We start from the raw sequence: 14,056 nt of genomic DNA on the forward strand, positions 1-14,056 counted from the left end.
TCATGGTGTCGGCACCGCCGGCAGCGGAACTGAGGCCGTGGCGGCAGTGCTCCACGCTCCCCACCCCACGGCGTTGTGCGCCCGGGCCTGGATCGCGATGGTGCTGCCGGCCGGGACGGTGAGCACCGCAGCGAGCGTGCTGCCGTCCCCGGTGTCGCCCCCGGTCGCGTCCCCGGTGTACTGCCACTCGTACTGGTCGATGCTGCGGCCGTGGTCGTCGGGTGCCAGCCACGCCACGCCGATCGTGCCGTCGGCGTTCACCACGGCGGTCGGCGGAGCCGGTGCGTCCGGCGCAGCGGGCGCTCCCGGGTCCGCCGCGCCGGTTGCGGCCGGGCTGCAGCCGGCGACGTTGCACGCCTGGTAGGCGACGGTCACGGTGCTGGACGAACCGAACGTGGCCGGCGCCGGGGTCGACCGCCACGGTCCGCCGTCGATGCTGTACTGCCGCACCGTGATCGGAGAGCCACCCGCGTCGCCGTCCGCGTAAGCGATGTTCACCTGGTCGAGGGCACCCGTGCTCACCGTGACACTCGGTGCGGCGGGCCGCGTGACCACCTGCGTCGTCGGCAGGGTGAGCCAGTCGCCGGCCAGGCCGCGCGAGTTCCAGGCACGGACCAGCACGGTCGGGCTCGGGCCGCCGACGAGGTTGACGAGCGTCGTCGCGGTGCCGGCCACGTGGGTCGACGGGAGGGCGTCGACCTGGACCTCGTAGTCGACGATGGTCACGCCCGCGCCACCGGCGTCGTCCGGCGGCCCCCACGAGAGCGTGACGGAGCCAGTCCCCCAGGGGACCCCCCTCGGCCCCGCGTCGATATTGGGGGACGTGGGCGCCGTCGGTTGGCTCCACGTCTCGCCCACGTCCGAGCCCCACGCCGAGGTGCCCGCCTTGTTGGTCGCCCGGACGGCCACCTGGTAGGTGTGGCCGCGCTGGGCGGGCGAGATCACGTACGTGAGCGTGCCGGCGTCCAGCGGGATCGGCGTCCCGCTGTCGACCGAGATCTCGTAGCCCCGCACGTCGTCGCCGTGCGAGTCCGGAACCGTCCAGGACACGTTGATCTGGGGCCCGTTGGCCCCCACGCTGCTGCGGGTCGCCGTCACGACCGGCGCATCGGGCTCCGCCGCGGGGACCATCGGCAGCGACGAGTCGGACCACGGTCCCGGGTCGGGAGCCTTGTTGTGCGCGCGGACCCGCACCGTGTAGGCCGTGCCGTTCTTCAACCCCGAGAACGTGTAGCTGGTCGTGGCGGACGTGACCGACGCGGAGCCCGACGGAGGTGTCGGCGAGATCTCGAGCGTGTAGGACGAGATGGGCGAGCCGGTCTGCTCGGGCGCCGTCCAGGTCGCGCGCAGCGACGCCGCGCCGAACTCGAGCGTCGGCGTGGTGGGCTGACCGGGGACCGCGTCCGGACGCGCAGGTGCCGAGCTCGGGCTGGGGTCGGACCAGTCCACGATGTTCTCGGCAGCCACCGTGAACGTGTACTCCGTGTCGTTGGTCAGGTTGTCGATGGTGCACGTGGTGCTCACGCACGGCCGCACGATGTTCCCGGGGTTGGCCACCACCCGGTAGCCCAGGATCGGCGCGCCGCGGTTGTCCGGCGCGTCCCACGACAGCACCACGGTCTTGTCCCGGATCTCACCGATCCGCGGTGCCGTCGGCGTGGCGGGCTTGCCGCGCACGGACGTGACGATGCGACCCTCGACCTCGCGGTCGGGGTCGCCGGTCACGTCCCGGACGCGGAAGCGAGTCACGATCTGTCCGATGAATCCGGCCGCCGGACGCACCGTGACCGTGCTCGCCGTCGCGCTGGCGGTGCCCGCGCCGGGCGTCTCGACGGTTGCCCCGACCACGGTCAGGGGCGAGCCGGGGAACGGGTTGTAGGCGTTCTCGAGCACGTTCACGGTGCTCTCCTTGCCCTCCACGCCGTCCTGCTGCACGTCGAGCACCTGTGCGGTGCGCCGCGTGCTCGCGATCACCCGCAGGTCGATCGAGGTGTCCATCGTGCCGCTGCGGCCGTAGCCGATCTTCAGGGCGAGCTTGTCCGTGCGGCCCTTGGGGGTCGACTCGGCGGCCGCGACCTTCAGGACGGTGCCGTTCTCGATCGTCGCCGTGAACCCCGCAGGCACGGCCGAGTTGATCCGGTAGGTGTACCGGGCCTGGGTCGGGTCGGAGGTGTCGCCCTCCGGGCCTGTCGTGAACGAGCGCAGGTCGACCCCGAGGGCGGTCTCCCCCGGCGCGACGTCGATCGTGGACGGGGAGAACGTCGGCGGGTGGTCGTCGACCGCGTAGACGGTGATCTGGAGCGTGATGATCGACGTGCGGGCCGACGTGTCGTCCGGCCCCGACGCGTCGGTCACGGGGACCGTGATCGAGGCCGGGCCGGCGTAGTCGGGATCGGACCGGTACTGAAGGGTCCTCTTGTCCTTCAGCAGGTCGGAGTGGTCGGACTTCGTGGCGCTGAGCCCCGATGCGTCAGCCACCGTGGGGCTACGACCCGGCGCCACCTGGACCTGCTCGGCGAGCGGGATCAGCAGCACCGCGCCCGACGCGACCCGGAGCTCGGGGGCCTTGGGCCGGGGGGTCGGCGGGAAGAACCCGAGCGCCGGGACCGTGATGAACGCGTACGAGGCCGCCGCCGGCGACGTCGTGTTGGTGAGCAGGAACGGCACCGTCTGCGCGTGGTCCGCGAGCTTGACGACGACCTTCCCGTCGACCACCGAGGCCACGTCCGCGAGCGAGCCCGGCACGGAGACGGCGAGGTCGCTCAGTGGTCCGCTCGGATTCTGGGCGACGGCGAGCACGTCGACGGTCACCGCTGTGCGGCCGAGCGTGTCCAGCGCGCCGACCACGACATCCCGAGCGATCGGTGGGAGCACGGGCGCGTCGGCGGCGACCGTCACCGTCAGCACGGCCGTGTCCCGACCACCCCGGTCGTTCTCCACGACGTAGCCGATCTGGAGCACGCCCGGTGTGCTCGGGGCGCGCACGATGATGCGCCGCCCGTCCACCTGGGCGGGGACGTCCGCGGGGTCGAGCGCGGGGTCGAGGGTGAGGTCGCCGCCGCTGGAGTCGACGTCGTTGGCCAGGACGCGCACCTCGACGCGCTGCCCGGGCCGGACGGTGACCTGGTCGTCACGGGCGGTCACCGTCGCGGCGCCACTGGGTCGCGGGCTGATGCCGACGCGGATCTTGGCCACCGCGCGCTGGCCCGTCCAGTCCTCCACCGCGTACGTGAACTCGTCCGTGTCCAGCTCACCGGGCAGCGCCTCGTACTCGAGCCAGTCGGGCCCGCCGACCGTCACGCGTCCGTGCTGCGCACCCGATGCGACGCCCAGCAGGGTGACACCGTCCCCGTCCGGGTCGATGCCGACGAGCGGGATGTCGATCCTGACCTTGTCGCCCTCGAACACGCGCGCCACCAGGTCGCGCGGGTGGGGGGGCGCCTTCGTCGCGGCGTCGGACTGATGGACCCGCACCGTCACGGTAGCCGCGGTGACGTTGCCGGTCGCGTCCTTCACCTGGAACGTCGCGTGCACGGTGAGCGGCGCGGCGGGTGCCTGGTAGCGCAGCACGTCGCCGGACACGAACAGCAGACCCTGGCCGGGCCCGAGCGGCTCGGCCAGCTCGGGGACGAGCATCAGCCGGCCGCCGTCCGGGTCGAACGCGGTGTCGAGCACGGGGATCGTCACCACGCCCCCGGTCCGCACGTCGGCCTCGACGTTCTGGACGACGGGCGGCTGGGAGGACGTCGAGGGCGGCACGGGCTGGACGACGATCTCCCCGATCGCCGACGCCTGCCCGCTGGAGACCGAGTAGTGCAGGACGACCGGCTGCGAGAGCGTGCGGTCGGCGCGGATCTGCACCAGGTGGTGGTCGAGCACGGCCACGCGCAGACCCGACCCGTCGGGCACGTCGACCGACTGCAGGACGAGGACCTTGCCGGCAGGGTCGGAGTCGTTGTCGAGCGGGTCGATGGTGACCTCGCCGCCGGCAGGCAGGGACGCCCGGTCCCGGACCGCCACCGGTGGTGCCGCGGTCTCCGGCCACTCCTTGACGTCGATCCGGGCCAGTCCGGTCGCCTGCTGCGGGGAGGCGGTGACCAGGAACTGCACGTAGTAGCTGCCGGCCCGCGCGGCGCTGAACGTGAACGTGCCGGCCTGCAGGTCGCTCGTCACGGTCGCCCCGACCACGTCGTCCACCCCGGCCAGCCTCGGCGGCTCGTCGGACGAGCTGCGCACCGAGTCCAGCGGGTGCAGCGTGACGGGCTGGCCCACGTACGTCACGGCGAAGACCGGATCGATCTGCGGCGCGAGCGAGCCGCTCGGGCGCACGTCGACGTCGAGGTACCCCTCGGCCGTGCTGGTCCCGTCCGACACCTCGACCGAGACGCGTGTGCGCCCGAGGGCGGACCCGTTGGCGTCGAACGTCAGCGTGCCGTCCTGACGGAACCGCACCGAGCCGGACGTTGCGTCTGCCGACGCACCGACCAGCAGCAAGTCGTCACCGTCGGGGTCGACGAAGTCCGCGAGCACCTGATGGTCGGCCTGCCCGCCCTGCTCGACGGTCAGCGACCCCACCCGGACCTGGTGCGGCGGCTCGTCGATGCTGGGGCCGTGCACCGTCAGCCGCACGTGCGCCGTCGATGGCGCCGTCTGGCCGTGGCCGTCGGTGATCGTGTAGGTGAAGTCGACGGTGCCCACCGCGGTCGGCAGGACCTCGATCTGCAGCGCCCGGCCGCCGTAGATGGACACGACGGTCCCGAACGCGGCGGGGACGGGGTCGAACTGGGAGATCGCGAGGATGCCGCAGTCCGACGAGGAGTCGTTGTCGATCACGGGCAGGATGGTCGTGCGGCCCGCCCGGACGCCGAACGAGTCGTCCGCGGCCGTCGGGGGTGCCGACTGGTTCGAGCACTCCGTGACCAGGTCCTGCGTGGTGTCGGAGCTCTGCGCCTGGTCCTTGGAGTCCTGCGGGTTCTCCTGCGGGACGACCTCGTTCCAGTTGGGGACGTGCAGGTCGGTGTCCTGCAGCGGCAGCCACAGCCGCCCGCGCAGCGTGTCGTTGAGCACGACGACCTGCCGGTTCACGCGGAACGTCAGGGCATCGGCCGTCGACATGTCCTCGAGGTTGCGGACCTTTGCGTCGCTGCCGTCGCAGAGCTGCAGGTAGGAGCCCGTGCCCGTGGCCCACGCGCCGTGCGCGCACGTGCCGACACGCACCGGCGCGGCAGGCTTGCCCGAGCCGGCGGTCTTGTGCTCGACGATCTTCCCGCCGTCGAGGGGCACCTCGATGAGCGCGGTCGTGCTCGCGACGAGCACGACGGAGGCCGCCGGACCGGGCTGCTGCAGGCGCAACCCGTCGCCCGGCACGTCGATCGTGCCGTGCAGCGTGTGCACCGTGCTGCCGGAGAGCGAGACGGGCTGGTCGCCTACGGCAGTGAGCTGGTCGACGTCCCCGGCACCCAGGGTGCCGGACGGCGTGCTGTCCACCGAACCGCCGCTCGACAGGTCCGCCCGGGTCACGGTGCCGTCCGTCGCGGCGACTCCCAGCACGGCCCCGTCCTGGGCGACGACGACCTTGCCGCCCTCCCCGAGCTGCAGGTCCGGCGTGTCCGTCCCGATCCGCAGCTGGTCCAGGTCCCCGATGCCGCGCACCCAGGCGTCGCCCGAGCCGTCGGAGATCGCGACCGTCCCTGCGGCCATGCCCACCATGCCCACGGTCGCCCCGGGCGTCGCGACGTGGGTGGTGACCGTCACGGAGGCCGGGTCGACCACCGAGACCTGCCCGGGCTCGACCAGCAGGACGTCACCGGCGTCCTGGAGCACGTCGAACTTCGTTCCCTCAGCCACGAGGCCGCCGTTGAGCTCCTCGACCTTGGCGTTGTACCGGCCCAGCTGGCTCTGGCCCGTCGCCGTCAGCCACACCGCACCGTCGTTGAGGTCGAGCCGTGCCAGCGGGAACCCCTGGTTGACCAGCGCGAGCACGGCGATCAGCACCGGGACGGTGACCACCGCGGCCGTCGTCGTGGCCTTGTGACGCAGACCCGTGATCCTCACGACGCACACCCCTGCGCGGGGCTCGCCGACGACCGCCGGTCGGCGCGCACGATCGAGACCTGGATGCAGACCTCACCGGACCCGCCGCCGGCGGGGACCCTGACCGTCGGTTCGTCGATGAGCGCGAGCTGAGGCTCGCCGGTCGCCTGCAGGACGCCCCACAGGTACCGGTCGCCGTCCTGCGGTTCCGGGTTCACCCACGTGAACACCACAGAGCCGTCCGCCTGGCTGGTGCCCAGCAGCGAGTGGGGCGCGGGGACGACGTCGTCGATCGCGGTGGGCGCCGGGTCCTGGCTGAACTCCGCGCTCGCGCTCGGCCGCGGGTCGGGCGTGCCGCTGCCGTGCAGGGCCACGGCGCCGACCGCCACGGCGACGGCCAGGACGACGAGGCCGGAGACGACCCCGACGAGCAGGCGGCGTCGGCTCGGTGGCTCGACGTCGTCCGTCCGGAGCGGCTCCTGCGGCGCGATGAACGTGGGCAGCGCGGCCCGCGGCGCGGCGGACGGCTCCGTCGCAGGCGCGGTCGCCGGAACCGTCGTGATCGAGCGGACCCGCGTCGCCTCGTCGGCGCCGGGGATGAACCCCGCAGCCGGCTGCTCCTCCGCCGCGTCCTGCGGGCCGACGCTCACGATCGAGCGCAGCCGCGTCGCGTCGTCCTCGGCACCGCCGTACGGACCGCCGAACGGGCCGGTCTGGTCACGCTGCGACGCGGTGAGTGCCTCCTCGGTCAGGTCCAGCGGCGTGACCGGCAGGCGCAGGTCACTCTCCACCTGCTGCAGTGCCCGGGCCACTGCGGCGGCCGAGTCGTACCGGCGTGCGGGCACCTTGGCCATGGCCTTGTCGAGCACCTGGAACAGGGCCGGCGGCACGTCGTCGCGACCCGTCGGCGGCAACGGGGAGCGCTCGATCCGCGCGACGAGCTGCTGGGCGCTGTTCTGGCCGCCCGCGATCTCGAACGGTGTCCGACCCGCCAGCAGCGAGTAGATCGTCGCGGCGAGCGAGTACACGTCGGAGCGCTCGTCGCCGGTGGGGTGCTCGCCGAGCAGCTCGGGCGGCGACCACGGGATCGACATGCCGACCGTCGCGCCGCCGCCCTGACCCGTCGTCGCTGCGATGCCGAAGTCCGTGAGCGCGGGCCAGCCGAAGTCCGTGGTGAGCACGTTCGCGGGCTTGATGTCGCGGTGCAGGATCCCAGCCCGGTGCGCGGTCTCCACCGCGGACGCGAGCCGGATGCCGATGCGCAGGGCCTCGGGCACGGAGATCCGCTCCTGGCGGTACCGGTCCGCCAGCCCCGGTCGTGAGCAGTACTCCATGACGAGGAACGGGCGACCGTCGGCGGCGATGGCGGCGTGATAGATCGTGACGATCGACGGGTGGTGCGACAGCTGGGCCATGAGGTTGGCCTCGGTCTGGAACCGCGACCGGACGTCGTCGTCGAGACTGCCCGCGAGCAGCACCTTCACGGCGACCTCTCGGCGCGGCAGCTGCTGCTCGTAGAGGAAGACGTCCGCGAAGCCACCCAGACCGAGCACGCGTACCGGCTCGTACCCCGGGAGCTGTGGCGGGGTGGAGGCTTCGCGGCGTGCGGTCACGTACCGCGCTCCAGGGAGAACGTCACGCCGTCGCCGAGGTCGACCAGCTCGTCGAGACCGACCACGCTGGGCTCGCCCGGGTGCAGGCGACGGGCGCCCTCGCCCGGCCGCGCGACGTGCACGCCGTTGGTCGAGTCGAGGTCCGTCACCAGCACGTGGTCACCCTCGACGCGCACCTCCGCGTGCGTCCGCGAGATGTCCTGCTGCGGGCTCGGCACCGTGATGAGCCGGGGCAGCTCGCGGTTGGAGACGCGCGCGACCTGCGGTGCGCGGCCCAGCAGGACGGCCCGGTCCAGCGGAACGACGAGACCCGTCGAGAGCACGAGGCGGGCGGGCATCTGGGCTCCCGCCGGCGGACGGAACGGCGCCGGGACGTCGTCCGACGCCCACGACGGCAGCTGGTCGCGGATGTCGGCCAGGTCGGTGGACAGGATCGTCAGACCGTCGTGGTCGTCGAGGGATGCCCCGGACAGCGGGACGCTCTGCGGCGGCACGGCGCCGTGCTTCTCGTCGAACGCAGAGGCCGACAGGAAGGCCTCGGCGGTGGCGACAACCCCGGACGTCTCGGCGTTCCCGTCGCGCACGGGCACGAGCGCGACGGGGTCGTCGTCGGTCGGGACGTCCTCCGGCGCCGGCTCCGCGGCCGCGTCCACAGCGGGCGCCGGATCCTCCACGATCTGCGCGGACACCGCCGGGATGTCCTCGACCGCAGGTTCGGGCTCGTCGGACACAGCCAACGTGATGCGGACCCGCGAGGCGCGCACGACACCGTCGGCGACGGGCAGGGTCGGTGCGTCGACGGGCACGTCGTCCACCTGCACGGCGACCGAACCGACGCCGTCGAGCACACGCTCGGTCCACGTGCTGACCTCGCCCGACCGCAGGGTCTCGACCCGGCCGTCCAGGTCCACGACCACCTCGACGTCTCCCCGCAGGGCGGCGTGCACCCGGCGCTTGTCCACCGACACCAGCGCGAACGGCGGCAGGCCCGCGAACCCGTCGCGCGCCAGGAGCGCCAGAGCGGCGAACACGCCGTCGCCGGTCTCCTGCCAGAGGTCACGCACGGTCGACTCGGCCGCCGACGGTCCCAGCAGCGCCACGAAGCCCGGGCGCACGATCGCGGTCCACTCGCCTGCGGCGTACTCGGGAACGCTCATGACCGGTCCTCCTCGTGGGGCGGGTCGCTCGGCGACGATCCGGGTGCGTAGAACCGCGGGACGGTCGCCCCGTTGAGCATCTCGTCCCACACGTGAGGGCCCCGGTCCGCGTCGACCCGCGGGACGGTGATGTGCACGTCCTCGTGGGCGCCGGCGGCGGTGGCCACGTCGACCACGACCGCGCTCACGTTGTCGCGCGCGCCGTGCTCGAGGGCGAGCCGGACCAGCAGCGCGGCGGCGTCCTGCGGGTCGCTCGTCCCGCCCAGGACGTCGCGCAGCGCGGGCTCACCGAGCTCGCGCGTCAGCCCGTCGGTGCAGATCAGGAGACGGTCCTGCAGGCCGGCGGGCAGCAACCAGTAGTCGGGCTCCGGCGCGTCGCCGGTCCCCAGCGCGCGCGTCAGGACGTGCCGCTCGGGGTGGGTCTCAGCCTGGGCGGCGTCGATCTCCCCCAGGTCGATGAGCTCCTGGACCACCGAGTGGTCCACGCTCACCTGCTCGAGCTTGTCGCCGTCCCACCGGTAGACCCGCGAGTCGCCCACGTTGAAGACGAGCCAGTACGAGCCGCCGTCGTGCTCGGTCACCGCGACACCGGCGACCGTCGTCCCGCCCTGACGACCGCCCGTGAACTCGTTGCGGATCCGGGCCGCCGTGCGCACGAAGCAGGCGTGCACGTCGTCGGCGCTGGCCGCGGCCTGCCCGGCCAGCTGCGCGAACTCCTCGACGGCGATGCGGCTGGCCAGGTCACCGGCGTCGTGACCGCCCATTCCGTCGGCCACGAGAAACACCGGCGGGTAGGCCAGCAGGGCGTCCTCGTTGACGTCACGCACGAGGCCGCGATCGGTCGCCGAACCCCACGACGTTCGCACCTTCGTCCCCCTGCCTCTCCGCGCGACGAGTCAGCACCCGACCGAGTGCCTCGTTGCATCATCGGCGCACATCGTCCCCTACGTGAGCCCCAGGTACACAACAAGGGGTCACCCTGTGGTCAGATGCCCAGCTGGTAGACACCCCAGTAGGCGAGCACGACGAGCAGGATCCCCGAACCGACGACGCCACCCCACAGGACCACGCTCCGCAGGACGCCGGGTGCGGGGCGCGCACCGGCTGCACGGGCCTGACGGTACCGGCGGACGAGCAGCACCGCAGCGAGCACGACGGCGACCCCGAGCAGCCGGACGAGGATCCAGCCGCCCTGGACGACGAGGTCGTTGCGTTCGTAGTTCAGGGCGAGGCGGGCGACCGCGACGACGTACCAGATGAGCGCCACGAGCGTCAGGATCGCTCCCGCGCCGACCGCCACGAGCCTCGGCAGGATGCCGTGCCCGAACCGTGGACCGTCGGGGCGCGAGCCCCCGCGCACGCGGTTCGCGGTGGCCTCGACCCCGCGCCCGACGCCGACCGCGAGCGGTCCGAGCACGATGAGCACCAGGGCCAGCGCGATGAGCACCAGCACCACGTCGCTGTTCCAGCGCGGCTGCGGGACGGGTGCGGCGAGGTAGGTCTGCACGGGCTGGTCGCCGGCGATCCGCGGTTCGGACGCCGCGGTGCCGGGCAGCCCGAGGACCCACCCCGACAGGTCGGTCAGGAACGTGGAGTCGACCACGCCGTCCACCCGGATCCCGTGGTTGGCGCCCTTGTAGTAGCGGACCGTCACGTCGTCGTTCTCCGCCAGCGCCGTGTCGTCGATGACCTGCTGGGCGCCCTGGATGGTCGGCATGGAGATGTCTCCCGTGCCGTAGACCACGAAGACCGGTTGTCGCATCTGGCGTTGGTAGGGCGTGACGTCGAAGTCGGCGTACTCGAAGCCGCCCCCGGGGACCGACATCCCGACCGCGCGCGGGATCGCCCGGAACACCCCGTGCGGCACGCCGGTGTTGCGCAGGTAGGAGTCGACGGCGAACGCAGCCTGCTCGCGGGGCGGCACCACCGGGGAGGAGACCAGGACGACGAACGCCACGTCGGGGTGCCTCGCGGCCAGCACCGGCGCGATCCAGCCGCCCTCGCTCTCGGCATACAGACCCACCCGGTCCGGGTCGACCCCGGGGTAGCTCTGCAGGAGCTTCACCGAGGCGGCGTAGTCCTGCGCCATCCCCACGTAGTCGCGGTGGCGGGTGGTGTAGGTGTCGAGCCGCTTGTCGGGCACCATGGCGACGATGCCCGAGGCCGCCAGCGCGTGCGCCTGCGCCAGGAACGCGATCTCGTACCGGCCCGTGCCCGCGCCGTGGATGAACACGACGCCCGGCTTCGGCGAGTCCAGCCCGACGGGCTCGCTGATCCGCGCATCGATCGTCTCGCCGTCCAGCTGGACGGTCACGACCGTCGTCTTGACCTCGTACTGACCCGCCGTCGCCGCGGACCCGATCGCCGTGTCCTCCGTCTGCACCTGCAGCGGATCGGTCAGCGGCGTCGGGTCCCACTGCGGGCCCAGCACCGATCCCACGACCGCGAGCACCACCAGGCCGACCACGGTGCCTGCGACGACCCCCAGCACCGCCCGGGTCCGGCTCCCGGTCCCGCGCGCGCGCGACGCCTCGACGTCCGACTTCAGCATCGTCTAGAAGCCCATCTTCCCGAGCTGCTTGGGGTCACGCTGCCAGTCCTTGGCCACCTTGACGTGCAGGTCCAGGTACACGCGCGCGCCGAGCAGCGCCTCGATCCCCCGGCGTGCCTCGCTGCCCACGTCGCGCAGCCGGGCACCGCCCTTGCCGATGATGATCGCCTTCTGGCTGTCGCGTTCCACGAACAGGTGGACGCGCACGTCGAGCATGGGCACCCCGTTCGCCGCCGGCTCGTCGCGCGGCACGATCTCGTCCACGACCACGGCCAGGGAGTGCGGCAGCTCGTCGCGGACGCCCTCGAGAGCCGCCTCCCGGACCAGCTCGGCGACCATCACGGCCTCCGGCTCGTCGGTGAGCTCGCCCTCCGCGTACAGAGGCGCGCCCTCGGGCAGGTGCCCGATCAGGACCTTCTCCAGCACGTCGACCTGGTACCCGCCGACCGCGGACACGGGCACGATGTCCGCCCAGTCGCCCAGCGCCTGCACCTGCATGAGGTGCTCGGCCAGCTTGCCCTTGCCGACGAGGTCCGCCTTGGTGACGATCGCGACGACGGGGGTGCCGCGGCCGTCCCGCGCCAGCTCGCTCATCTGCTCGGCGATGAACCGGTCCCCGGGTCCGACCCGCTGGTCCGCGGGCAGGCAGAACCCGACCACGTCGACCTCGGTCAGCGTGTCCTTGACCAGCGCGTTGAGCCGCTCCCCGAGCAGCGTCCGCGGCCGGTGTAGGCCGGGGGTGTCCACCAGGATCAGCTGAGCGTCGGGGCGGTGCACGATGCCGCGGATGGTGTGCCGGGTGGTCTGCGGGCGGCCCGACGTGATCGCGACCTTCTGCCCCACCAGCGCGTTGGTCAGCGTCGACTTGCCCGCGTTGGGGCGCCCGACGAAGCAGGCGAAGCCGGATCGGAAGGTCATCGGGTCGCTCCGTGGTTGTCGGACGGGGCGTCACGCCTGGAGCCCGCGTTCTCCTGCTCGTCTTCCTCGGCGTCCACCTGGCTCACCAGGACGGTGGCCAGCCGGCGGCGCCGACCCTCGACACGGTCCGCGACGAGGTGCAGCCCGTGGATGTCCCCTGCGGACCCGAGCAGAGGAACCTTACCCAAGGCCTTGGCCAGCAGGCCGCCGGCACTGTCCACGTCCTCGTCCTCCACCTCGAGGCCGAACAGCTCGCCCAGCTCGTCGCGGCCCAGCCGAGCGGGGACCCGGAACACGCCGGCCCCCAGGTCCTCGACCGCGGGGGCGGTCGGGTCGTGCTCGTCGGTCAGCTCGCCGACGATCTCCTCCAGCGCGTCCTCGATGGTGACCAGCCCGGCGATGCCGCCGTACTCGTCGACCACCATCGCCATGTGCGACGTCCCGGCCTGCAGCTCGCGCAGCAGCTCGTCGACCGGCTTCGACTCCGGCACGAACACGGGCGGCCGCGCCAGGGAGCTGGCCGGCGCGTCGAGCATGGCCTGCTGCTTGTTGTTGTTCGAGCGGCCCGTGGGCGCGATCGGCAGGCGGCGGACCACGTCCTTGAGGTACAGCACGCCGGTCAGGTCGTCCACCGACTCCCCGGTGAGCGGCACGCGGGAGAACCCCGAGCGCAGCAGCAGGGCCAGGGCCTTGCGGACCGGCGTGTCCTCGGGCGCGGTCACCATGTCGGTGCGCGGCACCATCACCTCGCGCGTGAGCGTGTCGCCGAGCTCGAGCACAGAGCGGAACATCTCCCGCTCCTCGTCCTCGATCACGTCCGACTCGCTGACGCGCTGGACCATGTCGCGCAGCTCGTCCTCCTCCTCCTCGGCGGAGCCCTCCGTGGGCCGCCCGACGGCACCGAGCCGCCCGGCCACGGCCGTGACCGCCACGAGCGGACCCGACAGGAGGGTCAGCGTCCGCACCGGGTGCCGGCGGCCGAGCGTGCGGGGGCTGGCCCGTACGAGCAGGAATGCCACGAGCCCGCACAAGGCCACCGAGATCAGCAGGACGGCCCACCACGCCAGGTCGCTCGAGCTCACCGCGAGCGTGATGCAGACGGTCGCGGTCATCTCCAGGAGCAGCCGGACGAAGGCGGCCGCGGCCGCGACCCGGGTCGGGTGCTCGGTCAGCGCGCGCACGCGCCGGGCCGCGGGGTGCCGATCCGCCGTCAGCTCGGTCACCGCCGCGCGGGACACGCGCACGACCGCGATCTCCCCTGCGGACAGGGCGGCGGCCGCGGCGATGCCGAGCACCGCGAGCAGGACGAGCAGTGCGACCGGGACGTCCGTCATCGGGTGGCCAAGAACCTCAGGAGGAGCTGGCGCTGGAGGTCGAACATCTCCTTGTGCTCGTCCGGCTCGACGTGGTCGTAGCCGAGCAGGTGCAGGATCCCGTGCGTCGTGAGCAGCAGGAGCTCGTCCTCGGTCGAGTGCCCGGCGGTGCGGGCCTGCTGGGCCGCGACCTCGGGGCACAGCACGACGTCGCCCAGCAGGCCGGCGGGAGTGGGGTCCCCTTCACGGCCCGGCCGGAGCTCGTCCATCGGCCACGACAGCACGTCGGTCGGACCCGGCTCGTCCATCCACTGGACGTGCAGGTCCGTCATGGCGTCGGTGCCCACCAGCGTGATCGACAGGTCCGTCTGCGGGTGCAGGTGCATGGCGTCGATGACGAACCTGCCGAGCGAGGCGAACTCCGCCTCGTCGACGGCGTAGCCGGACTCGTTCCTGACCTCGACGCTCATC

At 72.8% G+C, this 14,056-nt stretch carries 8 protein-coding genes; all 8 read right to left on the reverse strand.

Annotated elements, in window-relative coordinates:
* Entirely contained in the window at positions 1-6,054 is a 6,054-nt protein-coding gene (locus tag ACPPVS_RS12035; protein ID WP_426592499.1) for an Ig-like domain-containing protein, read from the reverse strand.
* Entirely contained in the window at positions 6,051-7,646 is a 1,596-nt protein-coding gene (locus ACPPVS_RS12040; RefSeq protein WP_426592500.1) for a serine/threonine-protein kinase, read from the reverse strand. The genes ACPPVS_RS12035 and ACPPVS_RS12040 overlap by 4 nt, the downstream gene beginning before the upstream one ends.
* Positions 7,643-8,803 (reverse strand): FHA domain-containing protein, encoded by a 1,161-nt coding sequence (locus ACPPVS_RS12045; RefSeq protein ID WP_426592501.1) that lies wholly within the window; start codon positions 8,801-8,803, stop codon positions 7,643-7,645. The genes ACPPVS_RS12040 and ACPPVS_RS12045 overlap by 4 nt, the downstream gene beginning before the upstream one ends.
* Positions 8,800-9,630 carry a PP2C family protein-serine/threonine phosphatase gene (locus ACPPVS_RS12050; protein WP_426592502.1) on the reverse strand — a complete coding sequence of 277 codons (831 nt, stop codon included), beginning with the start codon at positions 9,628-9,630 and terminating at the stop codon, positions 8,800-8,802. Before ACPPVS_RS12050 ends, ACPPVS_RS12045 begins: the two co-directional genes overlap by 4 nt.
* A 158-nt stretch (positions 9,631-9,788) precedes the next feature.
* The gene (locus ACPPVS_RS12055) at positions 9,789-11,354 is read right to left on the reverse strand and encodes an alpha/beta hydrolase family protein (RefSeq protein ID WP_426592503.1); all 1,566 of its coding nucleotides are present in this window, start codon (positions 11,352-11,354) and stop codon (positions 9,789-9,791) included.
* A 3-nt stretch (positions 11,355-11,357) separates the two neighbouring features.
* Positions 11,358-12,272, reverse strand: a complete 915-nt coding sequence (gene era / locus ACPPVS_RS12060; protein WP_426592504.1) for a GTPase Era — start codon at positions 12,270-12,272, stop codon at positions 11,358-11,360.
* Entirely contained in the window at positions 12,269-13,606 is a 1,338-nt protein-coding gene (locus tag ACPPVS_RS12065; protein ID WP_426592505.1) for a hemolysin family protein, read from the reverse strand. The genes era and ACPPVS_RS12065 overlap by 4 nt, the downstream gene beginning before the upstream one ends.
* On the reverse strand, positions 13,603-14,055 hold the full coding sequence (ybeY, locus tag ACPPVS_RS12070; RefSeq protein ID WP_426592506.1) for an rRNA maturation RNase YbeY: 453 nt from the start codon (positions 14,053-14,055) through the stop codon (positions 13,603-13,605). Before ybeY ends, ACPPVS_RS12065 begins: the two co-directional genes overlap by 4 nt.
* Between the last annotated feature and the right edge of the window lies 1 nt (position 14,056).

This window comes from Cellulomonas sp. McL0617, from assembly GCF_049994875.1.
Lineage (GTDB): Bacteria > Actinomycetota > Actinomycetes > Actinomycetales > Cellulomonadaceae > Cellulomonas.

Excerpts from the sequence above, each read along its gene's own strand:
- ACPPVS_RS12055 (WP_426592503.1), bottom strand. The coding sequence starts at position 11,354 with ATGCTGAAGTCGGACGTCGAGGCGTCGCGCGCGCGCGGGACCGGGAGC.
- ACPPVS_RS12045 (WP_426592501.1), bottom strand. The coding sequence starts at position 8,803 with ATGAGCGTTCCCGAGTACGCCGCAGGCGAGTGGACCGCGATCGTGCGC.
- era (WP_426592504.1), bottom strand. The coding sequence starts at position 12,272 with ATGACCTTCCGATCCGGCTTCGCCTGCTTCGTCGGGCGCCCCAACGCG.
- ACPPVS_RS12065 (WP_426592505.1), bottom strand. The coding sequence starts at position 13,606 with ATGACGGACGTCCCGGTCGCACTGCTCGTCCTGCTCGCGGTGCTCGGC.
- ybeY (WP_426592506.1), bottom strand. The coding sequence starts at position 14,055 with ATGAGCGTCGAGGTCAGGAACGAGTCCGGCTACGCCGTCGACGAGGCG.